The 24,961-nt window shown below is 44.4% G+C and carries 18 protein-coding genes and 1 pseudogene; 13 read left to right on the forward strand and 6 right to left on the reverse strand.

Features of this window, described 5'->3' with window-relative positions; all coding sequences use genetic code 11:
• From ACQEXR_RS17405 to nspC, 4 genes are all read left to right on the forward strand, one after another.
• Positions 1–1,696: cadherin repeat domain-containing protein (locus ACQEXR_RS17405; protein ID WP_427020826.1), on the forward strand; the 1,696-nt coding region annotated here is incomplete at its 5' end.
• A gap of 502 nt (positions 1,697–2,198) precedes the next feature.
• Positions 2,199–5,099 carry a pyridoxal phosphate-dependent class III aminotransferase gene (locus tag ACQEXR_RS17410; RefSeq protein WP_427020827.1) on the forward strand — a complete coding sequence of 967 codons (2,901 nt, stop codon included), beginning with the start codon at positions 2,199–2,201 and terminating at the stop codon, positions 5,097–5,099.
• A 14-nt stretch (positions 5,100–5,113) separates the two neighbouring features.
• Positions 5,114–6,358, forward strand: a complete 1,245-nt coding sequence (locus ACQEXR_RS17415) for a carboxynorspermidine synthase (RefSeq protein ID WP_331417177.1) — start codon at positions 5,114–5,116, stop codon at positions 6,356–6,358.
• 89 nt (positions 6,359–6,447) lie between these two features.
• Positions 6,448–7,581 (forward strand): carboxynorspermidine decarboxylase, encoded by a 1,134-nt coding sequence (gene nspC, locus ACQEXR_RS17420; protein ID WP_427020828.1) that lies wholly within the window; start codon positions 6,448–6,450, stop codon positions 7,579–7,581.
• Positions 7,582–7,650: 69 nt separating this feature from the next.
• On the opposite strand, the gene ACQEXR_RS17425 is transcribed toward nspC, so the two are convergent.
• Both ACQEXR_RS17425 and ACQEXR_RS17430 read right to left on the reverse strand, forming a co-directional pair.
• A complete protein-coding gene (locus ACQEXR_RS17425) occupies positions 7,651–8,163 on the reverse strand; it encodes a glycine cleavage system protein R (RefSeq protein WP_269376350.1) in 513 nt (170 codons plus the stop codon).
• 211 nt (positions 8,164–8,374) lie between these two features.
• Positions 8,375–9,271, reverse strand: a complete 897-nt coding sequence (locus ACQEXR_RS17430; protein ID WP_427020829.1) for a DUF3943 domain-containing protein — start codon at positions 9,269–9,271, stop codon at positions 8,375–8,377.
• A 174-nt stretch (positions 9,272–9,445) separates the two neighbouring features.
• Between ACQEXR_RS17430 and ACQEXR_RS17435 the strand changes: the two genes are divergently transcribed.
• Positions 9,446–10,687, forward strand: a complete 1,242-nt coding sequence (locus ACQEXR_RS17435; protein ID WP_427020830.1) for a CinA family nicotinamide mononucleotide deamidase-related protein — start codon at positions 9,446–9,448, stop codon at positions 10,685–10,687.
• A 244-nt stretch (positions 10,688–10,931) separates the two neighbouring features.
• Positions 10,932–11,171: a 30S ribosomal protein S6 modification protein gene (locus ACQEXR_RS17440; protein ID WP_138971984.1), complete on the forward strand. Its 240-nt coding sequence runs from the start codon at positions 10,932–10,934 to the stop codon at positions 11,169–11,171.
• A 350-nt stretch (positions 11,172–11,521) separates the two neighbouring features.
• Here the strand turns inward: ACQEXR_RS17440 and yfaE are convergent, their stop codons facing one another.
• From yfaE to ubiG, 4 genes are all read right to left on the reverse strand, one after another.
• Complete coding sequence (gene yfaE / locus ACQEXR_RS17445) at positions 11,522–11,800, reverse strand: class I ribonucleotide reductase maintenance protein YfaE (RefSeq protein WP_138971983.1); 279 nt, start codon at positions 11,798–11,800, stop codon at positions 11,522–11,524.
• On the reverse strand, positions 11,800–12,933 hold the full coding sequence (gene nrdB, locus ACQEXR_RS17450) for a class Ia ribonucleoside-diphosphate reductase subunit beta (RefSeq protein ID WP_427020831.1): 1,134 nt from the start codon (positions 12,931–12,933) through the stop codon (positions 11,800–11,802). The genes yfaE and nrdB overlap by 1 nt, the downstream gene beginning before the upstream one ends.
• Before the next feature lie 83 nt (positions 12,934–13,016).
• Positions 13,017–15,299 (reverse strand): class 1a ribonucleoside-diphosphate reductase subunit alpha, encoded by a 2,283-nt coding sequence (gene nrdA, locus ACQEXR_RS17455; protein ID WP_269376371.1) that lies wholly within the window; start codon positions 15,297–15,299, stop codon positions 13,017–13,019.
• Positions 15,300–15,767: 468 nt separating this feature from the next.
• Positions 15,768–16,475: a bifunctional 2-polyprenyl-6-hydroxyphenol methylase/3-demethylubiquinol 3-O-methyltransferase UbiG gene (gene ubiG / locus ACQEXR_RS17460; protein ID WP_331417184.1), complete on the reverse strand. Its 708-nt coding sequence runs from the start codon at positions 16,473–16,475 to the stop codon at positions 15,768–15,770.
• A gap of 284 nt (positions 16,476–16,759) precedes the next feature.
• Here ubiG and gyrA point away from each other — a divergent pair, with 284 nt between their 5' ends.
• From gyrA to ACQEXR_RS17495, 7 genes and pseudogenes are all read left to right on the forward strand, one after another.
• Positions 16,760–19,387, forward strand: a complete 2,628-nt coding sequence (gene gyrA, locus ACQEXR_RS17465; protein ID WP_426953355.1) for a DNA topoisomerase (ATP-hydrolyzing) subunit A — start codon at positions 16,760–16,762, stop codon at positions 19,385–19,387.
• Positions 19,388–19,611: 224 nt separating this feature from the next.
• Positions 19,612–21,366, forward strand: a complete 1,755-nt coding sequence (locus ACQEXR_RS17470) for a putative bifunctional diguanylate cyclase/phosphodiesterase (RefSeq protein ID WP_426953356.1) — start codon at positions 19,612–19,614, stop codon at positions 21,364–21,366.
• A gap of 195 nt (positions 21,367–21,561) precedes the next feature.
• A complete protein-coding gene (locus tag ACQEXR_RS17475) occupies positions 21,562–23,445 on the forward strand; it encodes a methyl-accepting chemotaxis protein (RefSeq protein WP_426953357.1) in 1,884 nt (627 codons plus the stop codon).
• 276 nt (positions 23,446–23,721) lie between these two features.
• Positions 23,722–23,937 carry a DUF4177 domain-containing protein gene (locus ACQEXR_RS17480; protein ID WP_269376376.1) on the forward strand — a complete coding sequence of 72 codons (216 nt, stop codon included), beginning with the start codon at positions 23,722–23,724 and terminating at the stop codon, positions 23,935–23,937.
• Positions 23,938–23,957: 20 nt separating this feature from the next.
• Positions 23,958–24,164, forward strand: a complete 207-nt coding sequence (yidD, locus tag ACQEXR_RS17485) for a membrane protein insertion efficiency factor YidD (protein ID WP_426953359.1) — start codon at positions 23,958–23,960, stop codon at positions 24,162–24,164.
• Positions 24,164–24,553, forward strand: coding sequence for a hypothetical protein (locus ACQEXR_RS17490; protein ID WP_426953360.1), 390 nt, complete (start codon positions 24,164–24,166; stop codon positions 24,551–24,553). Before yidD ends, ACQEXR_RS17490 begins: the two co-directional genes overlap by 1 nt.
• 190 nt (positions 24,554–24,743) lie before the next feature.
• Positions 24,744–24,961: pseudogene (locus ACQEXR_RS17495) on the forward strand (transposase); the annotation flags it as partial.

A 24,961-nucleotide genomic window follows, 5' to 3' on the forward strand; every position in this document is an offset into this window, starting at 1 on the left:
AGTGGACGTTGATTTGTCCGAGTTGGATCTCAACGAAGCCCCTGAGTTTGATCAACCTGAAGGTGGTTATTCGTTCACCTACAACGAAAATTCCTCTGACGCCTATGTGATAGGTACCGTGACCGCCACCGATGAAGATGAGGGTGATGTGGTGAGCTACAGCATCAGTTCGAATGTTCAGCTTGCAGGCCAAGACTTGTTTGAAATCGACAGTGCTACCGGCGAAATCTCCCTCACCGCAGCAGGGGTGGCCGCGTTTACCAATAACTTTGAATTACTTTCTAACGAGCACTCTATTACGGTGGTGGCGTCAGATGGTGAACTCACTACGGAAGTCGTGGTTGACCTAACGGAGCTTAACGTTAACGAACTACCAGTTACCGAAGACTTTAACGTTGATGCGGGTGAAGCGATCATTGTGCCGATTATATTCGACTCTGATGACGAACTACTCGACCACATTTCAGATGAAGATGATGACTTTAATGGTGTTGAGCTCAACGTGATGATCACCTCTTTGCCACAATACGGCACCTTGCTCTATACCGATGACTTTGGTGAAACCAGAGTGATTACTGAAGCAGATCTTCACGTATTAGGTAATGATATTGACCCTGCTAAGTTATTTGATCCTAGCAACTTTACTTTTGTCCCAGGACCGGGCGAGCCATTTGAAATGGGGTATAGCGGCGACCCAGAGAATATTGTTCTTGACGAAGATGGCTTCTATAACTGGGGTGAGTGGGTCAGTGATACCGAACGTCTAATCACTTTAGAGAATGGCAATACCATTGGCATATCGATTGTCGACAACAACGATAAACCGCTCAAACAATACACCGGCGGCCCTGCCCATGTTGGTTGGGGTATCGGTGATACCGATGGTAGTGGTATGAATAAAGAGGAAAAATTAATCGTTGATCTTAGCAACAACCCTCTCGGTGTGGTGACCTTTGGCTTAGATGGTATGGGGGGCTCATTTGTCGCCAACAGTAATGTCTATGTCGAGGTTACATATACGTTTGCCGATGGTACGACTCATGTAGAGCAATACCATAAAGATGAGGGTGACGTGGGTAACGAGCAAATTCTTTACGAATTTAGTTACTCCTCTCCAGATAACCCAATTGTTCAGATGGAACTAAGTTCGACAGGGGGCAACTGGGAGTTACGTTACTTGTCAGGTACACAAGATATCACTGAAGACATCACTTTTGACTATGTGGCTGTCGATTCAGATTTAGCAGTGAGTAACGAATCAACCGTGACCATTGATGTATCGCAATCTCTAGAGTATGAAGTGCTTTCCGCAGCTCAAGGAGATGAAATGAATGCCGATTTGGGTAATCAAATGATGCTCGGTGATAGCGAGGACAACGTGTTCACTTGGCTCGATGGTACCTTAGATAACGGAACCGATGTTGTTGACAACTTTGAGCTCGGTAGTGATTTGATCGATTTACGCGGTATTTTGGAACAAGATGACAGCGTACTGCTGGGTGATCTTATCGATTCCATCAGCACTGAAATAGACGGTGATGACATTGTTATGACCGTGTCAGATGAGGGACGAGAGCAAACCATAGTGTTAGAGGGAATGACCACAGCCTTTGAAGAGGCAGGTTTCATCGAGAACAATGCGATCACCAATGAGTTGGAATTATTGGCTCAAGTATTGAAAACAGATGCAGCATAATTAACCAATAAAATGGCCAGCCAAACGGTTGGCCTTTTTGATAATTGGGTCATTATTTCAAAAGTGCAGGTCAAAAAATATTGCCAGATGAATTCGAATTATGTTAATTTTCGCGGCAATCTCGGAGATGAGTCGTAATTCGATATTCTGGGGGATACGCGTGATGGCATTCGGGCTGAGTGAACATCACGTAGGGTAGGTATCGACAAACCCTTTTGTCGATAGACGGGATACTTATGTCGCTGAAGACATGTGAATGGGAAACCCAACATTGAATCCACTAAACAAAACTACACTAATCAGCTTAGTTCTACCACAATGCCCTGTTTTACAAGACAGTTGCATTACTGAACCTTGATCTAAATTTTCTTCTATGTAGTCCATCGTAATGATGGAGCGAATTGTCGTACGCGTTATTTATTTCGATCGCGGAACGGCTTGCTTTACCCTCAATTCAGACATTGTTCTGCTGAGGGATAATTACATTTCAAGGGATTAGATCATGAGCACAGCCTTTGAAGTCGATAACGCAGTGATGAACACCGATATCGCAACCCCTTTTTCTACACAAATTCCAGTATTGGATGGCATCTACGATTTGACGCCAGACCAAGTACTGATTGATCAAGAGCAGCACGAATCTGCCGTACGCTCTTACCCTCGTCGTCTACCTATCGCAATCAAGCAAGCCCACGGTGTGCTTGTTGAAGATACCCGCGGACAGCTATTTCTAGACTGTTTGGCTGGTGCTGGTACGTTGGCATTGGGCTATAACCATCCAGAGATCAACCAAGCACTTAAGGATGAACTCGACAGCGGTTTGCCATATCAGACTCTTGATATTGCAACGGAAGCCAAAACAAAATTCATTAAGAGTGTTAAGCACTTTCTTCCTCAGCAATTAGGCGACAACTGTGTTATTCAGTTTTGTGGTCCTTCAGGCGCTGACGCCGTTGAAGCTGCGATCAAATTAGCTAAGCAGACTACTGGTCGTAATACCATGTTCGCTTTCCGAGGTGCATACCATGGTATGACTAACGGAACCATGGGCATGATGGGTAACTTGGGTACCAAGGCTCGTCGTACCGGTTTGATGTCTGATGTTCACTTTATGCCTTTCCCTTACAGCCTACGCTGTCCCTTTGGATTGGGTGGTGATGAAGGCGCTAAAGCAAGTATCCGGTATATCGAACGTCTGCTAAACGATGATGAAGCGGGCATTATGAAGCCAGCCGCCATCATTGTAGAACCAGTGCAGGGTGAGGGTGGGGTCATTCCTGCGCCTGCTTTTTGGTTACGTGAGTTACGTCGTATCTGTGATGAACACGGTATCCTACTAATTTTTGACGAAATTCAGTGTGGTGTTGGTAAAACTGGCTACAACTTCGCGTTTGAAGAAGCGGGTATCATTCCTGATGTACTGTGTTTATCAAAGGCGATTGGTGGCGGTATGCCTATGTCGTTGCTGGTTATTAACAAGCAGCACGACACATGGAAACCAGGTGAACACACAGGGACTTTCCGCGGTAACCAACTTGCGATGGTATCGGGTGCCAAAGCACTAGAAATTATCCAACGTGATAACTTAGTTGAGCATGCCAACATCGCAGGTCAATATCTGCGTCTTGGTCTTGAAGGCATTCAAAAGCGAGTAGATTGTATCGCAGAAGTGCGTGGCAAAGGCTTGATGCTAGGTGTTGAGATCCGTAAGCCAGGCAGTGAACTGAATAAATTCGGTGAGCCGGTATCTGATGGTCAACTGACACTGAAGATTCAGCGTGCAGCGCTAGAGCGTGGTCTGATGGTAGAAAAAGGTGGGCGTGACGGTTCGGTTATCCGTTTCCTTCCTCCTCTGATTATCTCTTTCGAGCAAATCGATTTTGCGTTACGTGTGATTGAAGAAGCGATTCTTGTTGCTGGCGGCAACCCAGTGTCCCCTGAGCAGGCGAATGAGAGCTGGAAACAGCACTTTATCCAAACTGGTGAAGCAGGCGGTCGTGAGTTTGCCAAAATGATGAACCACGCGACTTCAGCGATGAAAGCCGTGTTTGAACAAGTTGACGCGCCATACTCTGGTCTAGAACCAAAGCTATTGGAGCAAGCGATCAACGCTGTTGACCTAGATAACAGAAACGCGCCACTTGCAGACATTATTGGTGAAACGGCGGAATTAGTCGCGAAAAACTCAATCATTGTTCAGCATCCAGACTGTATTGCTCATCTACATACGCCACCATTGATGCCATCGGTAATCGCGGAAGCGATGATCGCGGCGCTAAACCAATCAATGGATTCTTGGGATCAATCGTCAGCAGCCACTTATGTTGAGCAAAAAGTCGTAGACTGGATGTGCAGCAAGTATGACCTAGGTTCAAAAGCAGACGGTGTATTCACTAGTGGTGGTACGCAAAGTAACTTAATGGGTTTGTTGCTAGCGCGTGACTGGGTAGCGGATAGACTGAACTCTCACTCAGTGCAAAAGCAAGGCTTACCTGATTACGCCTCAAAGCTTCGCATTCTGTGTTCGAAAAAGTCTCACTTCACAGTACAGAAGTCCGCATCTCTGCTTGGGCTCGGTGAAGGCGCGGTATGCTGCGTTGATGCCAATCCAAATGGCACGATGAAAGTGGCAGCGTTACAGGCAGAAGTTGAGGCTCTGCTGGGTCAAGGCCTGATTCCTTTCGCGGTCGTGGGTACAGCGGGGACAACCGATCATGGCGCCATTGATGACCTAGCGGCAATTGCCGATCTCGCACAGCAAAACCAGATGTGGTTCCACGTTGACAGTGCTTATGGTGGTGCGCTGATCTTAAGCAGCCACAAAGACCGTCTAGCGGGTATTGAGCGTGCAGATTCTGTTAGCGTTGATTTCCACAAGTTGTTCTATCAAACAATCAGTTGTGGTGCGATTCTCCTTAAAGACAAAGCTAACTTCCGATTCCTGCTTCACCATGCTGATTATCTGAATCGCGAACATGATGAGCTACCGAATCTGGTCGATAAGTCAATCGCGACGACCAAGCGTTTTGATGCGTTAAAAGTGTTCATGACAATGCAGAGTGTCGGTCCAGATACCCTGGGAGAAATGTACGATCACGTTATTGAACAAACTCAGCGTGTTGCTGAACTTGTTGACGTACATGAAGGGTTTGAGTTACTGGCTCAGCCTTCTCTTTCTACGGTGCTGTTCCGTGCGGTGAATCCAAACGCCACTGATCTCGATGAGCTGAATAAAGTCGTAAGACTAGAGGCTTTAGTCCGCGGAATAGCGGTGCTAGGTGAGACTATGGTTGATGGTAAATCGGCACTGAAGTTTACAATTTTAAATCCATGTTTAAAGATTTCTGACTTCGAATCTTTACTGAACAAAATCAATACACTGGCGATTGAGCTAGCAAAATAAAGGTAACAAATACTATGGCTATTCTACAAATTGGTGCAGGTGGTGTCGGATGGGTTGTTGCTCACAAAGCGGCACAAAATAACGATGTTCTAGGTGATATTACCATCGCTTCGCGCACAGTCGGTAAATGTGAAAAAATCATTGAGTCTATTCAAAAGAAGAACAACCTCAAAGATCCTTCTAAAAAGCTAGAATCTCGCGCAGTGAACGCAGATGACGTGGATGCGTTGGTTGCACTGATCAACGACGTTAAACCTGATCTTGTTATCAACGCTGGTCCTCCGTGGGTCAACATCAAGATTATGGAAGCATGTTACCAAACTAAAGTTAGCTACCTAGATACCTCAGTTGCTGTAGACTTGTGCTCAGAAGGTCAGCAAGTTCCTCAAGCGTACGACTGGCAATGGGGTTACCGTGAGAAGTTCGAACAAGCGGGTATCACAGGTATTCTTGGCGCAGGTTTCGATCCAGGTGTGGTATCAGTATTTGCAGCGTATGCGGTTAAGCATCTGTTCGATGAAATCGACACGATTGATGTGATGGACGTAAACGCAGGTGACCATGGTAAGAAGTTTGCGACAAACTTTGACCCAGAAACAAACATGCTTGAAATCCAAGGCGACTCATTCTACTGGGAAAACGAAGAGTGGAAGCAAGTACCGTGTCACTCACGTATGCTTGAATTTGACTTCCCACTTGTAGGTAAGCATAAAGTTTACTCAATGGCGCACGACGAAGTTCGTTCAATGCAAGAGTTCATTCCTGCAAAACGTATTGAGTTCTGGATGGGCTTTGGTGACAGATACCTAAACTACTTCAACTGTATGCGTGATATTGGTCTACTGAGTCCAGAGCCATTAACACTGCATGACGGAACTGTTGTACAGCCTCTTCATGTTCTAAAAGCACTACTGCCAGACCCTACTTCCCTTGCACCGGGTTACACAGGTAAAACCTGTATCGGTACTTGGGTTCAGGGTAAGAAAGACGGCAAAGAGCGCAGTGTCTTCATCTACAACAATGCGGACCATGAAGTTGCATATGAAGATGTAGAACACCAAGCGATTTCTTACACAACGGGTGTTCCTGCAATCACTGCTGCGCTTCAATTCTTCCGCGGTAAGTGGGCGGACAAAGGCGTGTTCAACATGGAACAGCTTGACCCAGATCCGTTCCTAGAAACAATGCCAGAAATCGGCCTAGATTGGCATGTTCAGGAGCTGGAAGTTGGTCAGCCTGTTATCCATAAGCTGAAGTAATCGGCCTGAACGACTGACAGATAAAATTTAAGCCGATGCTTTGCATCGGCTTTATTCGATTTTAGAGTGAACCTACTCAAGGTATTAGAATGCAACATAACGAACTTAAAACCCCTTACTTTATGATCAATGAAGATAAGTTGGTTGAAAACCTCGAGAAAGCGAAACAGCTTAAAGAGATTTCAGGTGTTAAGCTGGTGCTGGCGCTGAAATGTTTCTCAACTTGGGGGGTGTTTGACATCATTAAGCCGTATCTTGATGGTACAACAAGCTCTGGCCCATTTGAGGTTAAGCTTGGCTACGAAACATTTGGTGGCGAAACACACGCTTATAGCGTCGGATACAGTGAAGAAGACGTACGTGAAGTTGCGGATATCTGTGACAAGATGATCTTCAACTCTCAAAGCCAGTTGGCAGCCTACCGTCACATTGTTGAGGGCAAAGCATCACTAGGATTACGTTTGAATCCAGGTGTGAGCTATGCAGGACAAGACCTTGCTAACCCTGCGCGTCAGTTTTCGCGCTTAGGTGTTCAAGCCGATCACATTGAACCGCAAATTTTTGACGAAATTGATGGCGTGATGTTCCACATGAACTGTGAGAACAAAGATGTGGACGCATTTATCGGCTTGCTTGATGCTATCTCAAAGCAGTTTGGCGAATACCTCGACAAACTTGATTGGGTAAGCATGGGTGGTGGTGTGTTCTTCACTTGGCCTGGCTACGATATCGAAAAACTAGGTTTGGCGCTAAAGGCGTTTGCGCAAAAACACGGCGTTCAAATGTATCTAGAGCCGGGTGAAGCAATCATCACTAAAACCACTGATCTTGTTGTGACTGTGGTTGATATTGTTGAGAACGTAAAGAAAACGGCTATTGTTGATTCGGCGACAGAAGCACACCGTTTGGATACGCTTATTTACAATGAGCCAGCATCGATTCTTGAAGCATCAGAGAACGGTGAGCACGAGTACGTAATTGGTTCTTGTTCTTGTCTGGCTGGCGACCAATTCTGTGTTGCTAACTTCGAACAACCACTAAAGATTGGTCAGCGTCTGCACATTTTGGACAGTGCAGGTTATACCATGGTTAAACTCAACTGGTTTAACGGGCTTCGTATGCCTTCGGTTTACTGTGAACGCTCTAATGGTTCGATCGAAAAGCTGAACGAGTTCGACTACTCAGACTTTAAACGTTCATTGTCTCAATGGTCAGTGAAATAAGATTGACTGACTTCGACTAGCAACGAAAAAGAGAGCGACATTGGCGCTCTCTTTTTTTAACAAACTGCCTTAGCTTTCAACTAAGACGCGAGTATCTTCACTGAGAGACTCCAGTTCATTAGCGACATCTTTGATGTCGAGCTCTTTTGGTAATCTTATTGCCATATTTGCGGTAAATAGACTTGAACTGACACCGCCACCACCAGCGATAAATACGCGCTGACAATCCATATCTAGAATATTAATACCTTGACCATCAAGTACATGAGTGATCTCATTGACAATACCCGCTCGATCGTTGGAATCGAGTCTTAATTGGTAGATGGTATCAACGTGATGATTGGCCTGATCGGATTCCGTGATTTGTACCAGTAAATCTGGGTGACCATTGAAAGCATCTTTGACCACCTCGGCATTCTCAGTAGGCAGCTCAACTTTTATTACCGCAGCAACCTGATCCTCAATAAAATTAACTTTGCTGATTAACCACTTACCACCATTCTCATGGGTGATTGCGGCTAACTGCTTAATTGTCGCAGGTGTTGCTTTACCGACGAAATTAACGATAAATGTGCTTTGCATAGTGGGCCTCCTAGCGTTGATACAGGCAAGATTCATCGGTCCAAACCTATAGGAGGATGACTGCCTAAATTCAGTTTAGGATTGTGGCAAATGTTAGGTTTGACTTGGGTCAACTTTTAAACCTAATCTATTGTTGGCATTACCAATATCACGTAGCGAGCACAAAAAAAGCGACGTAGAGACGTCGCTTTTTCATAGGATTGAGATGTATTTAGAAGGTGATTTTCATTTCTACGCCGTAGAAAACATCATCGTAGCTCGCACCCGCATCCATGGCGAACTTAGCTGCATCTTGGTTACCAAACCAAGGTTTGCTGCTGTACTGGAACTCAGCGCTGCCGCCCCATGTGTCACTGACCCAGCCATGAATATGGCCAACAGGGTTGAGGAAGAATAGGGTAATGCCACCCATGGTTTCAGAACCCATGACTTCGCCACCAGAAGCTACGATATCTTGTTCTGCTTCGAACATCATTTCACCGACAACCGCACCAAAGAACGGAGTAATGAAGATATCTTGCCATGACGGGATCTCTGCGAAGGCCTCGACGCCGTATTCCCAGAAGAATGTCGACATAGTGGCAGAGTAAAGGAACGACTCAAATTCATTGAATCCAGCATGGCGAGCTGCGGTGTAGTAAACACCACCAAAATATGGGTGCATGATGTAGTTGAGGAAATGTTCATCACGGTCCCAAACTGGGCCATCAGTGACGTTATCTTTCCATTTTTTACCAAGGCCACTTAAGTCACGATCTTCTTCATCCCACTTTGTGATAGATTCTGGAAGTAGTGTCATCAAGCCGACAGTTGCAACGCTCAAACCTAAGATGGTGTAAGTCTGACCCATAAGGTAGTCCCAATCTTTTTCGCTTGAAGGCGTGAGATACTTTGGCAGCCCCTGATCTTCAAGTTTGAGATCATTTTCGGTCAAACTTAACCAATAAGGATCTTTAGATTGATATTGATAGGAGTGATTGTAGAACGTGTCGGTCTCAGCTTGATCTACTGTATACGAAAACTCAATGTGTTGATTTGATTCATAAACATTAGCGTTGGCGCAAGCAGACGCTGACAACATTAAAGCAGCAATGCTTTTTTTGAACACAGAAAACTCCATCGTTATTATTTTAATGATCAGGTTCACAATTATCTTATAAACTTAGCGGAATAGAAACCCGTAATTGTCCTAAATAAGTAATTGGTTCGATTTTAGGACTATGAGAATAGTATTTATAAGTTAAACTCACGAACGTGAGAGGTTTCCCACAAAGGATAAATGATGTTAAAAATCGCAATGCTAAGCACTGGGGAAGAAGTTCTTCACGGAGAGATTGTTGATTCCAATGCTGCGTGGTTGTCACGTCGATTTTTCGAAAATGGTTACAGTCTGACCAAGCGTTCAACGGTTGGCGATGAAATGTCTGCGCTAGTGGAAGAGCTTATGATGCTCAGTTTCAATAGCGACATTGTCATTGTAAACGGTGGTTTGGGGCCAACTAGCGATGATTTAAGTGCTCAGGCAGCCGCAGAAGCCGCCGAAACAGAGTTGGTGCTGTATCCTGAATGGTTGGAAAAACTAGAGCGTTTTTTTGCTGCTCGTGGTGTCACTATGCCAGAAAGCAATCGCAAACAAGCCATGTTGCCAAAAGATTCCGTTCTACTCGATAACCCGATTGGAACGGCTTGCGGGTTCAAAGTTACTTTCAATAACTGTGATTTTTATTTCACTCCTGGGGTACCGAGTGAATTCAAGTTAATGGTCGAACAACAGATCCTACCGGATATGAAGCAAGTTCATCCCGATATTGCGGGTCTCGAGTGCAGTAAACTCTACACATTTGGCACCTCAGAGTCTGCGCTGTCCGATAAACTTGATAAAGTTCAGTTGCCTCAAGGGTACACGCTTGGCTATCGTTCATACCTTCCATACATCGAAGTGAAACTGTTTGGTCCAAAGAACGATTTGGATAATCGCGTCAAGCTGCTACAAATCATTTTCAACTTGATTGAAAGTAATGTCGTGAGTGTCGATGAGTCGATGCCAGAACATCTTGCTTTCCTCATTCAAGAGAAACAGTACTCGATATCGACCGCTGAGCAGTCAACCTTTGGTGCGTTGTCTCAATGTTTGCACTCAGACTCCGAAGCAGCCCAATACTGTGGTCATGGTTGGGTGTTAGGTGAGCGTGTTGCTGTTGGAGATTCGAATGATGATCCATTGGCGGCGGCCTTTGCCCTTGCAGGGGCGACCAAAGATAAATGTGCAACGGATCTGGCGATTGTGACAGGTAAGGTATCCGACAAAACCTTTTCCGTGGCGATTGCGGCACCGGAGGGGGAGTGGGGGCAAACCTTGACCTTGAATCGTAATTACAGTCGCGATGAGCAAGTTCTCGTTATCACCACAGTGGCGGCTGATATGTTACGTCGTTACCTAAGCGCTAAGCCGATGTTCGTTTCCTACAGTTCTCTAACTAGAGAAAAGGAAATGTTCGTTCCACGAAGCGTCCTCAAAGCATAGTTATTCAGCTAGAAGAGCGAGCCAGTTTTGTCAAACTGGCTCAGACTGCTGTTCTGTAATAAGTGAATGAATATGTTTCTTATTACTCGTGTCGTCTCATATTATTTTCTTATGCAAAAATCATATAATGCTTAACGCGATGATTTTCAATAGAACAGAAACTTGTCTTACTTTTGCAACGTGCATTCTTCACAATAACCTTTAAACTGACTATTCGATTTGCAAACTGTTCAAGGAGGTTCGCATGTTTGGTCAATCAAAAATCATTGTGTGGTATCAGGTTGCAAGCCAAAAAGTCCTTTTGGGTGAGGCGGTTAGGGATGGTCGTCAAGATATGATCTCATTATGGCTGCAAGCTCCAAAAGAGAAGCGAGGCGAAGATAGCCTTGGCTATCACCTATCGTTGTTCGATGACGATGGCAGGGAGATTGCAGACAAGTCTGTCTCTATGGTGACAGCCGATCAGTTTTTGTCGCGAGCTTAAATCTCAGGTACAACCACAAAATTAGTTTAGTTTTCACTTCAATATTTTGGTGAATAGTTATTCACATTGGCGTTGTCATTCAAAAGGTCTAGAGAATAGAATTTTGGCTTCTGATCAGTGAGTGGTAGGGTTTTGTGACTGACACAGCGAGTTAGAGATGTAATGGAATATGTTTTTCTAAACGCTGTGATCAGACCTTATTCCTACGACTAAATCCAGAAAATTTACGACTAATGGATGAGACGAGTCTTCTTGTAACAAAAGGTTAATCCGTTAAGCTGAAGAACACAAAATAAAATGGCCGACATCATAATGATATCGGCCGTTTGTGGTTAGAACAGTGCAAGTTGTTATGCACGCTTCTCTTTTAGTACGTAGTTGACACCCTCAATCTCGATGTCTGACTTCGCTTTACAGATGCACGGCAAAATCTCTTTCTCTTGCGTGTAAGCCATTGCAAAACCAACGTATTCCACTTCTCCAGAAACCAGGGTGCAGCGGCAAGCGCCACAATGACCATCTCGACAGTTATATTCTGGCTCTAACCCAGCGTTCTCCATCGTTTCCAAAATGGTATTTGATGGGTGAGACTGGATAGCAGTGAGGCCGTTAATTTTGATATTGGGCATTACAGTTCAAAGTCCTTGAAGTCGTCCGCGCGAACATCACTGTCGATCTGACCGACAAGGTAAGATGAGATTTCTGCTTCTTGCGGCGCAACCTGCACGTTGTCTGAAGATAACCATGCATTGATCCAAGGAATCGGGTTAGATGTCGCTTCAGGGTAAGCTGCATCAAGACCGACTGCCTGCATACGGATGTTGGTGATGTATTCAACGTATTGGCAAAGAATGTCTTTGTTCAGACCGATCATCGAGCCATCTTTGAATAGGTATTCCGCCCACTCTTTCTCTTGCTCTGCTGCTGCTTTGAACAGATCGAAACACTCTTGCTTACACTCTTCAGCGATTTGCATGAATGAGAAGTCATCCTGACCGTTGCGCAGTAGGTTGATCATATGCTGCGTACCGGTTAAGTGAAGTGCTTCATCACGAGCAATTAGCTTGATGATTTTAGCGTTACCTTCCATAAGCTCACGTTCAGCAAATGCGAATGAACAAGCAAAACTTACGTAGAAACGAATGGCTTCTAATGCATTAACCGACATTAGACACAGATATAGTTTCTTCTTCAGGTCATGCAGTTTAATGGTGATCTCTTCACCGTTAACCTGATGAGTACCTTCGCCATAGCGGTGGTAGTCATTGGTCATCTTAATCAGATCATCGTAGTAGTGAGAAATGTCTTCAGCACGTTTTAGGATATGCTCGTTCTCTACGATATCGTCAAACACCAAACCAGGATCGTTCACGATGTTACGAATGATGTGCGTGTATGAGCGAGAGTGAATCGTTTCAGAGAAAGACCAAGTCTCGATCCACGTTTCTACTTCTGGTAGTGAAACAAGAGGAAGTAGTGCAACGTTTGGGCTACGACCTTGAATAGAATCAAGCAAGGTTTGGTATTTTAGGTTAGAGATGAAAATGTGTTTTTCATGCTCTGGTAGCTTGTTGTAATCGATACGGTCGCTAGATACGTCAACTTCTTCTGGACGCCAGAAAAATGAAAGCTGCTTTTCAATCAGCTTTTCGAAAATCTCAAATTTCTGTTGGTCGTAGCGCGCTACGTTTACTGACTGACCTAAGAACATTGGTTCTTTTAGCTGGTCATTTTTGTTTCGGTTAAAAGTACTGTAAGCCATGATGCCTCAATTCCTTTTATGCCCCTCGTTACAAGAGGGGCGAATAATTTGTTATGCCTTAGCCACTGAAAGTGGGCCAGGGATTAAATCTTACAACCGCCGCCTGCGCAATCGTCATCTTGTGGTTGTACAGCGTCCTTCTGGTCGTCGCTCGCACCATCACGTGTGTTATGGTAGTAAAGCGTCTTAACACCGAACTTATACGCAGTAAGAAGATCTTGCAGCAGTTTCTTCATTGGTACTTTACCGCTTTCGAAACGCGTTGGGTCGTAGTTAGTGTTTGCAGAGATAGCTTGGTCAACAAACTTCTGCATGATACCAACTAGGTGCAAGTAACCTTCGTTCGAACCAATGTTCCACAGTAGCTCGTAGTTGTTTTTGTACTCAGTGAACTCGGGAACAACTTGCTTCAAGATACCATCTTTAGACGCTTTTACTGATACGTAGCCACGTGGCGGCTCAATGCCGTTAGTCGCGTTAGAAATCTGAGAAGAGGTCTCAGAAGGCATCAACGCAGTTAAGGTAGAGTTACGCAGACCATGTGTCATGATCTCTTGGCGTAGGCCATCCCAGTCATAGTGCAGCGGCTCATCACAGATCTTATCCACGTCTTTCTTGTAAGTGTCGATAGGAAGTAGACCTTTCGCGTAGTTTGTCTCTTCGAATAGAGGACACTTACCTTGCTCTTTTGCTAGTGCTACTGATGCTTTCAACAAGTAGTATTGAATCGCTTCAAATGTACGGTGAGTTAGGCCGTTTGCGCTGCCATCAGAGTATTTCACGCCATTCTTAGCAAGGTAGTATGCGTAGTTGATAACGCCCACACCTAGAGTACGACGGTTCATAGTAGATTTGTACGCCGCTGGAAGAGGGTAGTCTTGGTAATCAAGCAGTGCGTCAAGAGCGCGAACTACAAGATCTGACAGCTCTTCAAAATCGTCGAGCGACTTAATTGAACCCAAGTTAAATGCAGACAGAGTACACAGTGCGATTTCGCCAGAGTCATCTTCAACGTTGGTTAACGGTTTGGTCGGCAGTGCAATCTCAAGACACAGGTTAGACTGACGGACTGGTGCAACTTCAGCGTCAAATGGGCTGTGAGTATTACAGTGGTCAACGTTCTGAATGTAGATACGACCTGTAGAGGCACGCTCTTGCATCAAGATAGAGAACATCTCAATTGCTTTAACGGTCTCTTTTTTGATTGACGGATCATTTTCATATTGAACGTATAGGCGCTCGAACTCATCTTGGTTCTGGAAGAACGCGTCGTAAAGTCCAGGAACGTCAGAAGGCGAGAATAGCGTGATGTTGCCACCCTCAACCAGACGTTGGTACATCAAACGGTTCAACTGAACGCCGTAGTCCATATGACGAACACGGTTTTCTTCTACACCACGGTTATTTTTCAGGACCATAAGTGCTTGAGATTCACCGTGCCATAGTGGGTAAAATACGGTCGCTGCACCGCCACGAACGCCGCCCTGAGAACAACATTTCACCGCAGTTTGAAAATACTTGTAGAACGGGATACAACCAGTGTGGAATGCTTCGCCACCACGGATCTCTGAACCTAGAGCGCGGATACGACCTGCGTTGATACCGATACCAGCACGTTGTGATACGTAACGAACGATAGAGCTTGCTGTCGCATTGATAGAATCTAAGCTATCACCACACTCGATCAGTACACATGAACTGAACTGACGAGTAGGAGTACGTACACCAGACATAATTGGTGTAGGTAGAGAAATTTTGAATGTTGAAGTCGCATCGTAGAAACGCTTGATGTAATCAAGACGAGTCTCTTTTGGATACTTAGCAAACAAACAAGCCGCAACAAGAATGTATAGGAACTGAGCACTTTCGTAGATCTGACCTGATACGCGGTTCTGTACAAAGTACTTACCTTCTAGCTGTTTAACAGCAGCGTATGAAAAGTCTAGGTCACGTTTGTGGTCTAGGTAATCATCTAGCTCATCCAGCTCTGCTTTGGTGTAGTCTACCAGAATGTGCTTGTCGTATTTGCCCATTTCAACAAGATGAGATACATGATCATACAACGTTGGTGGCTCATACTGACCGTACGCTTTTTTACGCAGGTGGAATACAGCTAATCGAGCAGCAAGGTATTGGTAGTCAGGCGTCTCTTCTGAGATTAAGTCAGCCGCTGATTTGATGATAGTTTCATGAATATCAGAGGTTGTAATACCGTCATAGAACTGAATGTGAGCGCGCAGTTCTACTTGAGATACAGAGACGTTATCTAGACCTTCTGCAGCCCAGGTAATAACGCGATGGATCTTTTCAAGATCAATACTTTCTTTGCGTCCGTTACGCTTTGTAACGGTAAGTTGTTGGTTCATTCTGCTTCATTTCCCTAACAAAACTGATTAAAGCCGGATTTTTGTGTAATTCTTGTAAAATTCGTTCCGGCTTTGTGATCAAAGTCTATCTATATATTGTAGTACAAACACAACATATAGGGGTGCACCGAGGTGCGGATTACAAGATAGTGCTATCCCCACTGTATTTCAAGTTGCAGATCTTGGATGACTTGTGGATAACTAACAAAAATGAAAAAAACAGTAAGTGTCTACTAACCGATGAAGTTAGAGCAGCAAAGATTGTGTAAAACTGCACTTTGAGGATCGGTTTAGAAGTAACCATAAACAAAAAAAAATCCCTTGATCTTTACTCAATTTTGAGTGCGATTATTGAGTTGATTAAATTGGAATCAGATCGACAAAAATAGGTTAAAAAAGAACTAAAAAAGGCGGTGAGCTTGTGCTACCGCCTTAAACATAACCTTGTCTTTAATCAGGTGAAATTTGCTAAAACTTTTGAGTGTGGACGATGTAGTTCACGTCAACATTTCGACCTAGTTTATAGGTGTCGGTAAGAGGGTTGTAGTGCAGACCAGTTATCGCCATTTCGGTCAAATCGGTGTGATCGACCATCTTAATCAGTTCAGCGGGACGAATAAACTTCTCGTGGTCATGAGTTCCTTCAGGAACGATTTTAAGCAGCTTCTCTGCACCCACAATCGCAAACAGATACGACTTAACGTTACGGTTGAGAGTAGAGAAGAAAACATGACCACCAGGCTTTACAAGTGCTGCACATGAGCGAATGACTGACTGAGGATCAGGAACATGTTCTAGCATCTCCATACAGGTCACAACATCGTACTTACCTGCATTGTCGACAGCGTGATCTTCGATGGTACTCTGGATGTAAGTGAGCTTAATTCCTGTTTCAAGGGCATGAAGGCGAGCAACTTCAAGGGGCTCTTTACCCATATCTAGACCAGTCACCACGGCACCTTGCTTTGCCATGCTTTCAGCAAGAATACCGCCGCCACAACCGACATCGAGGACGGTTTTTCCAAATAAGCCGTCAGCCTTGTCAAGAACATAGTCTAAACGTAATGGGTTGATTTGGTGCAGTGGCTTAAATTCGCCCTCCAAATCCCACCAGCGTGAGGCCATATCCTCAAACTTCTTAATTTCATTTGGATCGACGTTTTGTGATTGGGTCATAACAACTCTATTAATTAACCAGCTTCCTTGAATGGGGCATTATACCCTTTAAATGATAACACTCCACAAGGAGGGGGCACTTTTATCGACTATTGAACAAAATGTAGCCACTAATCAGCAAGATATAAGATCAGTGTGCAATTTCTCGACGTTTGATTCACAACCAACCTCACAACCTGATAAAAGGAGAGGGAAAGTAATGCCGAACCACTGAAATGTATGTTATATTTTTGCACCTTAAGCGTATTGTACATACGATCTACAAATAGAGGGATAATGGCTCTATGAGCGATCTAGCGAAAGAGATCACGCCCGTAAACATTGAAGATGAGCTTCGAGGTTCATACCTAGACTATGCGATGTCAGTTATCGTTGGTCGTGCTCTACCAGATGTGCGTGATGGCCTAAAGCCTGTACACCGCCGCGTATTGTTCGCGATGAATGTACTAGGTAACGATTGGAATAAACCATATAAAAAATCTGCCCGTGTTGTTGGCGACGTAATCGGTAAATATCACCCACATGGTGATATTGCTGTGTACGATACTATCGTACGTATGGCTCAGCCGTTTTCGCTACGCTACATGCTAGTCGACGGTCAAGGTAACTTCGGTTCGATCGATGGTGACTCAGCGGCGGCAATGCGTTATACCGAAGTTCGCATGGCGAAAATCGCCCATGAACTTCTCGCTGACCTAGATAAAGAAACAGTGGACTACGTACCAAACTACGATGGTACTGAGCAAATTCCAGCTGTTTTACCTACAAAAATTCCTAACCTGCTGGTAAACGGTGCTTCTGGTATCGCGGTAGGTATGGCAACCAACATCCCACCACATAACCTTGGTGAAGTGATTGATGGCTGTCTTGCATACATCAATAATGAACAGATCACTATTGATGAATTGATGGATTACATTCCTGGTCCAGATTTCCCAACAGCTGCGTTAATCAGCGGTCGTAAAGGTATTGTTGATGCATACAAGACTGGTCGCGGCAAAATCTACATGCGTTCTAAAGCGGAAATCGAAGCGGACAAGAATGGTAAAGAGACCATCATTGTTACTGAGATCCCGTATCAGGTGAACAAAGCTCGCCTGATTGAAAAGATTGCAGAGCTAGTAAAAGACAAGAAAGTAGAAGGCATTAGTGCACTGCGCGACGAGTCAGATAAAGACGGTATGCGTATTGTTATCGAATGTAAGCGCGATGCAGTAGGCGAAGTGGTTTTAAACAACCTTTACGCACAAACTCAATTGCAGACAACTTTCGGCATCAACATGGTTGCGCTGAACAACGGTCAGCCACAACTGTTCAACCTAAAAGATATGCTGAAGTGCTTCGTCGATCACCGTCGTGAAGTTGTTACGCGTCGTACTATTTACGAACTGCGTAAAGCTCGCGACCGTGCTCATATCCTCGAAGGTTTAGCACTTGCACTTGCGAATATCGATGAAATCATTGAATTGATCCGCAATGCTCCGACACCAGCAGAAGCTAAAGCAGGTTTAATCGCTCGTGGTTGGGATCTAGGCAATGTTGCAGCTATGCTAGAACGCGCGGGTACTGATGCTGCACGTCCAGATTGGCTAGAACCACAATACGGTATTCGCGATGGTCAGTACTTCCTGACCGAAACTCAAGCACAAGCTATTCTAGATCTACGTCTACACAAGCTTACTGGTCTTGAGCACGAGAAAATCCTTGATGAATACAAGGGGCTTCTAGAAGAAATTGCTGAGTTAATGCACATTCTTGCAAGCACAGAACGTTTGATGGAAGTGATTCGTGAAGAACTAGAATCAGTTCGTGATGCATTTGGTGATGTTCGTCGTACTGAAATCACTGCAGCGAGCCATGATATTGACATGGAAGAGCTGATTGCACGTGAAGACGTTGTGGTAACACTTTCTCACGAGGGTTACGTTAAGTACCAGATCCTAAGTGACTACGAAGCTCAGCGTCGTGGTGGTAAAGGTAAGAGCGCAACTAAGATGAAAGAAGAAGACTACATTGAACGTCTTCTAGTGGCGAATACCCACGACAACATCCTATGTTTCTCTACTCGCGGTAAGACATATCGCCTGAAAGTGTACCAACTACCGCTAGCAAGTCGTACTGCACGTGGTAAACCAATCGTCAACATTCTTCCACTGGAAGAAGGTGAGCGTATTACCGCGATTCTGCCAGTCTCTGAGTTCAGTGCCGATAAGTTTATCTTTATGGCGACTGGCGACGGTACTGTTAAGAAAACGTCACTGGATCAGTTTGCAAACGTTCGTTCAAACGGTCTGATTGCGGTTAATCTACGTGAAGATGACTCTCTGATCGGTGTTGACATTACAGACGGTCAAAGTGACATCATGCTGTTCTCTAAAGCAGGTAAAGTTGTTCGCTTTAGTGAAGATAAAGTACGTGCAATGGGACGTACAGCGGCAGGTGTTCGTGGTATGAAACTGGCCGATGACGATCAAGTAGTATCGCTAATTGTTCCTTCTAACGAGGGTGACATCCTGACTGTGACTCAAAACGGTTTTGGTAAGCGTACTGAACTTGCAGAGTACCCAATCAAAGGACGCGCAACACAAGGTGTAGTTTCAATCAAGGTTTCTGAACGTAACGGCCCTGTGGTTGGTGCGGTTCAGGTAGAGGAAGGCGACGAGATGATGATGATCACCGACGCTGGAACCTTGGTTCGTACACGCGTAGCGGAAGTAAGCCAAGTGGGTCGTAACACTCAAGGTGTCACGCTCATCCGTACTTCAGCTGATGAAAGCGTTGTTGGTCTACAGCGAATTGACGAAGTTGAAGAAGCTGAACTTCCAGAAGGTGAAGAGGGTGTTGAAGGTGAACAAACTGTATCATCAGAAGCACCTGAGGCAGACCAAAAAAGTGATGATACTGAAGCCTAAGCTAAAGTAATAATCTAATAAATGAGAAATGCCAGACGAAAGTCTGGCATTTTTTTTGTCTTTTTATTTAAGGTGATAGAGGTCATAGGAACATTTTCGACTATGCTTTAGGTTAGTAGTATAATCATTTAATGGTATTGCGTTCTATTTAATGATTGTGCATACTGTATGCTTCTTGGTCATTTATAGGCTTATTTGCAGGCATTTTTAGTAAGGAGGGTTGAGTGCAATTGAAGCATTTCAATCGAATAGTCCAATATGGTGTAACGGCTTTTTTCTTTATTTCTGTTGCCCTAATAACCTATACACTTATCTCTGAACATAAGTCTATTCGTCTGCTTTACACTGCGTTTCCTATTGCTATGTTAGTCGCTTACTTTTCACCTCATAGGCGACTTAAAATTATTGCAAGTTTGGTCTCTTTATTCTTGATCTTCGGAGGTTCGATTATCGAACCTTTAGAGATGGATGCCATTGAAGAAAGCTTACTTGTCTTACCCCTCTGCTACATCATCTTGTTTCCAGGTTCACTGTGGCCAATCGCGGTGGGACTTGGGCTGATAGGCAGCTACCTTATTGATCTTCCTACTGAAGAGTTTGACGAGTTCGTCGAAGATGCAATTGAAGTACTCTTTATTACGATATTCGCCACAGTGATGACCTTCTATCAGCAAAAAGCGAAAAAGCAATCACGGTTGTATAAGCGGGCAAGTTTGACTGACTATTTGACCAATCTGCCTAATCGTAAGTCCTTTTTCCAAGCGGTGAGTGACCTTAGTGCCAGTGATCAGATGGACTATGCAGCGATTCAGGTCGGCTTGAACAACTTAAAGAAAGTGAATGACGATTTGGGCTACGGTTATGGTGATGAACTGCTGTATCAATTCGCTTGCCACATTAAAAGACTTGTAGGTGGACACGGAAAACTATTTCGCTTAGGCGGTGATGAACTGATTATCTTGGTTGCCTGCCAGAATGGCGAACTCGATGAAGTGAATAAACTTATCGATCGACTTGAGGCGCATCATGACACAGTGTGTAAGATCCACAATACTTCGCACAGACTGAGATACAGAGGAGGATGTGCTCTGCTAAGTGATGCGCAAAATAACATCAAAGTATGGGGTAAAAACGTCGATGCGGCTGTTGCTCGAGGCAAGCAGAACGAATCGATTCGTGTCCAATGGTACGATGATGAATTGATGGATGAGACGATTCGTGCGCATCAGATTGAAATAGAACTCAAAGGCGCGATTGATAACCAGCAATTGTTCCTTGTCTATCAGCCAAAAGTCGACTTAGAAAGCAATAAGATCGTCGGTGCGGAAGCCTTGATCCGCTGGCAGCATCCAGATTTAGGGCTTGTGGCACCCAATGATTTTATTGGTGTTGCGGAGCGAACCGCGCAAATCATCCCAATCGGCCGATGGGTTTTCGAACGAGCCATTATTCAGGCTAAGGCTTGGCTCGATAAGGGCTCGCGGATTCCTATTTCTATCAATGTTTCCAGCGTTCAGTTTGCTCATGACGATATCTTTCCTTACATCATGGAACAGCTAGAGAAACACAAGTTGCCAGCCAATTGTTTGCAGATTGAAATCACCGAAACCGCAATGATGGATAAGCATTCCCAAGTTGCTCAGACTTGTAAAAAACTTCAAGACCTAGGGGTCACGATAGCCATTGATGATTTTGGGGTGGCGTATTCTTCATTGAACTATCTAAAACATCTACCTATCGATGTGGTCAAGATCGACAAGTCATTTATTGATGACTGCGTAGAAGACGTCACCGACCATATGATTGTTCGAACCATAATCCAAATGGGACACAACCTAAACAAAACGGTGATTGCCGAAGGGGTAGAAGTCGACGAGCAACTCGAATTACTGCGTCGGGAAAAATGTCATCAGTATCAGGGCTACCTTTTTTCCAAGCCCATTTCTGCCGCAGAGTTTAATCAATTACTCATACAATAGTTGACAAATTGATGTCAAAAGTGGGTATAGAGTGCTGTGGTGATGACATGCGCAAAAAACACCGTCATACGTTTATTAAAATATCGGGATAACAATACGTTATCTTAAGTCAAGATACTGTCATTAATTGGTGCAAATGTAAGAAATTGCCGATAAAATCCCCTTCCTGTCTGTTCCACTAATTGTATAGAAACCATGAAACTATCCTTAAAACAAAAACTCATCGGCGCGAGTTTAATCGCCGTTGTGCTGATGGCAAGCGCTTTGACGTGGCTATCCGCCGAACAACTATCAAAACAAACACGTAATGGTGTCAATGCACGTGCAACAAGCTTAGCAAATGCGGCATCTGTAGGCGTTTCGGACTGGATATCGATCCGTAAAGATATTGCCAGTGCATTCAACGACTACAGCCGTGAAGCCGATGTGGTTCCGTTCCTGCAGCAAGCACGCAAAGCAGGCGGTTTTGATGACATTTTCCTTGGTACGCCAGAAGGTGGGATGTACCGCTCACACCCTGAACGTAATCGTGCAGATTACGACCCACGCGTTCGTCCTTGGTATATCGATGCGAGTAATGCGGGCAAACAGATCATTACCACAGCCTACACCGACGCAATCACCAATGCGTTACTAGTAACAATCGCTGAACCAATTCGTGCCAATGGACAGTTTGTTGGAGTGGTTGGTGCTGATGTACTTATCGACCAGTTAATTAATGACGTCATCAACTTGGATGCCGGCAAGAACGCATACGCAATGTTGATTGATGCTCAAGATGGCACATTCTTAGCTCACCCTGACAAATCACTCTCTTTAAAGCCAACGAACACTCTTTCTAAACAACTAACTTTGCGTGAGATCGAAAAGCATGCCAATACAGGTTCAGTAGCAACATTTGAGCGTAACGGTCAAGAGAAGCTCTACTTCTTTACTAAGGTGCCAGGCACTCAGTGGATCTTTGCGATTGAGATGGACCGTGCAACGGAAGAAGCGGCACTGGCTGAGCTGCTACAAAGTTTGATCATCACGGCTGTGGTTATCACCTTAATTGTGATTGTACTTGTTTCATGGCTAGTTAGTTACTTGTTCAACGATTTGGTGCGTGTTTCAAAAGCGCTAGAAGAGATCGCGTCGGGTGAAGGCGACTTGACTCAACGTCTTGAACCACGCAGCGATGATGAAGTGGGGCAGTTAGCAAATAACTTCAACATCTTTGTTGGAAACATGCATGCGATGGTATCTAAGCTAAGCGTGGTTTCTGCTTCACTTTCAGAACAGTCTAAGCAGACGGCGATGCAAGCTGAAGAACGCAGTGCTCGTATCCGACTACAACAAGATGAAATCAACATGGTCGCGACCGCGATCAATGAGATGGCAGCCGCAACCCAAGAGATCGCTGGTAATGCAGATCATACAGCGCAAAACTCTAGCGAGGCTGTAACAGCTTGTATCCACGGTGGCGAGCAAGTCGTTCAAACTCAAGGCTCTATTCAAAATCTAGCCACAGAAGTGAGTGTAGCGACAGAAGTCATTCAAGAATTGGAGCAACACGGACACAGCATCAGTACCATCTTGTCGACGATTCAAGACATTGCAGAACAAACCAACTTATTAGCATTGAACGCAGCAATCGAAGCGGCGCGTGCTGGTGAACAAGGTCGTGGTTTTGCGGTGGTTGCCGATGAAGTTCGAGTGCTGAGCCAGCGTACACATGCGTCGACCAAAGAGATTCAGCAAATGATTGAAACTCTGCAAAACACGACAGGTAAAGCCGTCGGTATTATGGGCGACAGTCGCCAACTAGCCGATACCAGTGTAAGTGATGCAGACTCTGCTGCGGTGAGTTTGACACAAATTCAAACGGCGGTTGAACGTATCAGCGATATGGCGACTCAAATCGCTTCTGCTGCGGAAGAGCAAGCTTCTGTGACGTCTGAAATTACTCGTAATACTGTCGGTATCCGCGATGTTTCTAACGAACTCGCTGACGAAGCGCACGATGCAGCATCTCAAGCGGCTCAACTATCTGAGTTGTCTAACGAACTTGAGCAAGAAATCCAGCGCTTTAAACTCTAAGTGACCCGAATACTATAAACTTGTTATGACCCCCAATTGTTGACTAAAAACATTGGGGGTCTTTTTATAGATGGTGTGTCCTATAGATGGTGTGTGTCCCATTACCACGTCTCTTTAACGCGTGTGTCCCTTTAACGTTTGTTAACGTCTCTTTAACGCGTGTGTCCCTTTAACGTTTGTTAACGTTGTTTCGTGGGGAATATTTTTAATATTCACCTTGATGCATTTTCTGCGTTATTGTAACATTCTGTTTTTATTCAATTAGTTGGCTATAAAATGACAAAATTTACAGAATATAAAGTGGTTCATATTGTTGAAGGTGGTTGTGGTACAGTCTTACTTGGGGCTAGCGGTTTACCTGTACAGAAGATGGAAGCGGAGCTTAACAAATATGCACAAGAGGGCTGGCAAGTAGTGTTCCAAATCGTTGAACAGAAACGTTTTATGCTGTTTTGGAAACGAGAAGCTGTGATCATTACTCTGGGTCGCTAAGCTTGCTTAAGTACATCTCATTGAAATTGATTCATCGCTACCAAGCTAGCGGTGGATCAAAGCAGCTTTTGAACATTGAATGTAATTTTGAGCCTACTTGCTCTGAATACACAAAACAATGTATTACGAAGTATGGGGCAATAAAAGGTTGGAAGCTTGGTTTGGCGAGGATTAAGCGTTGTAACCAACCTGACCTCATTGAAAAAAAATATGATGAGGTGCCGTAATGCGCTTGTTTGAACCCATTGAGAAGCTAGAAGAAAACGAAGAACTATTAAGAAAACAGGTGAACTCGTTACCTGACGCTCAGAAAAAAGAATTCTATCATCGCCAGTCCAAAAAACTCAAAGACCCCGACACCTATGCCACATTGAATTGGTTTTTCCTCGGTGGTTTTCATCACTGCTATCTAGGCAAGTATTCATTATTTGCATTGGAGTTAACACTGCTATTAGTAAGCATTGCTGGTCTTGTTCTAGGTCACACGAGTGCACTTCTAATTCTCGGATTGTTAGTCATCTATGAATTACCACAATTATTCTTTTCTCAAAAAATAGCAAGGCAACACAACTATAAATTGTCTTGTGAAATTTTTAACGATGTCAGACGAAACTAGGTAAAAAGCATAGGTAAAAAAGGACAGTAAAAAGGACACACGCCATAATAAAAGTAAAAAGGACACACGCCATAAAGGATGAAATAAGAGTGAGTTGTTGATACTTACGCCAAAGGTTCTATTCATACGGGTTGCCGATTGTTGTTGGCATTCTTAACCTCACTGGATAACTCACTAAAGGGGCGTAAAAATGACAACTGCGAGAAAACAACAGATCTGTGTTGATGCCACACCTTATTATCATTGCGTCTCTCGCTGCGTCAGGCGTAGCTTCCTGTGTGGGACTGACCCTATCACTCAACAAAATTATGAGCATCGCAGAGCGTGGGTAAAGCGAAAAATGATGGCGCTCTCGCAACTTTACTGCATTGACATCTGCGCTTACGCCATCATGAGCAACCACTACCA

Origin of the sequence: Vibrio sp. TRT 2004 (assembly GCF_050113735.1) — a bacterium.
Taxonomy (GTDB): Bacteria; Pseudomonadota; Gammaproteobacteria; order Enterobacterales; family Vibrionaceae; genus Vibrio.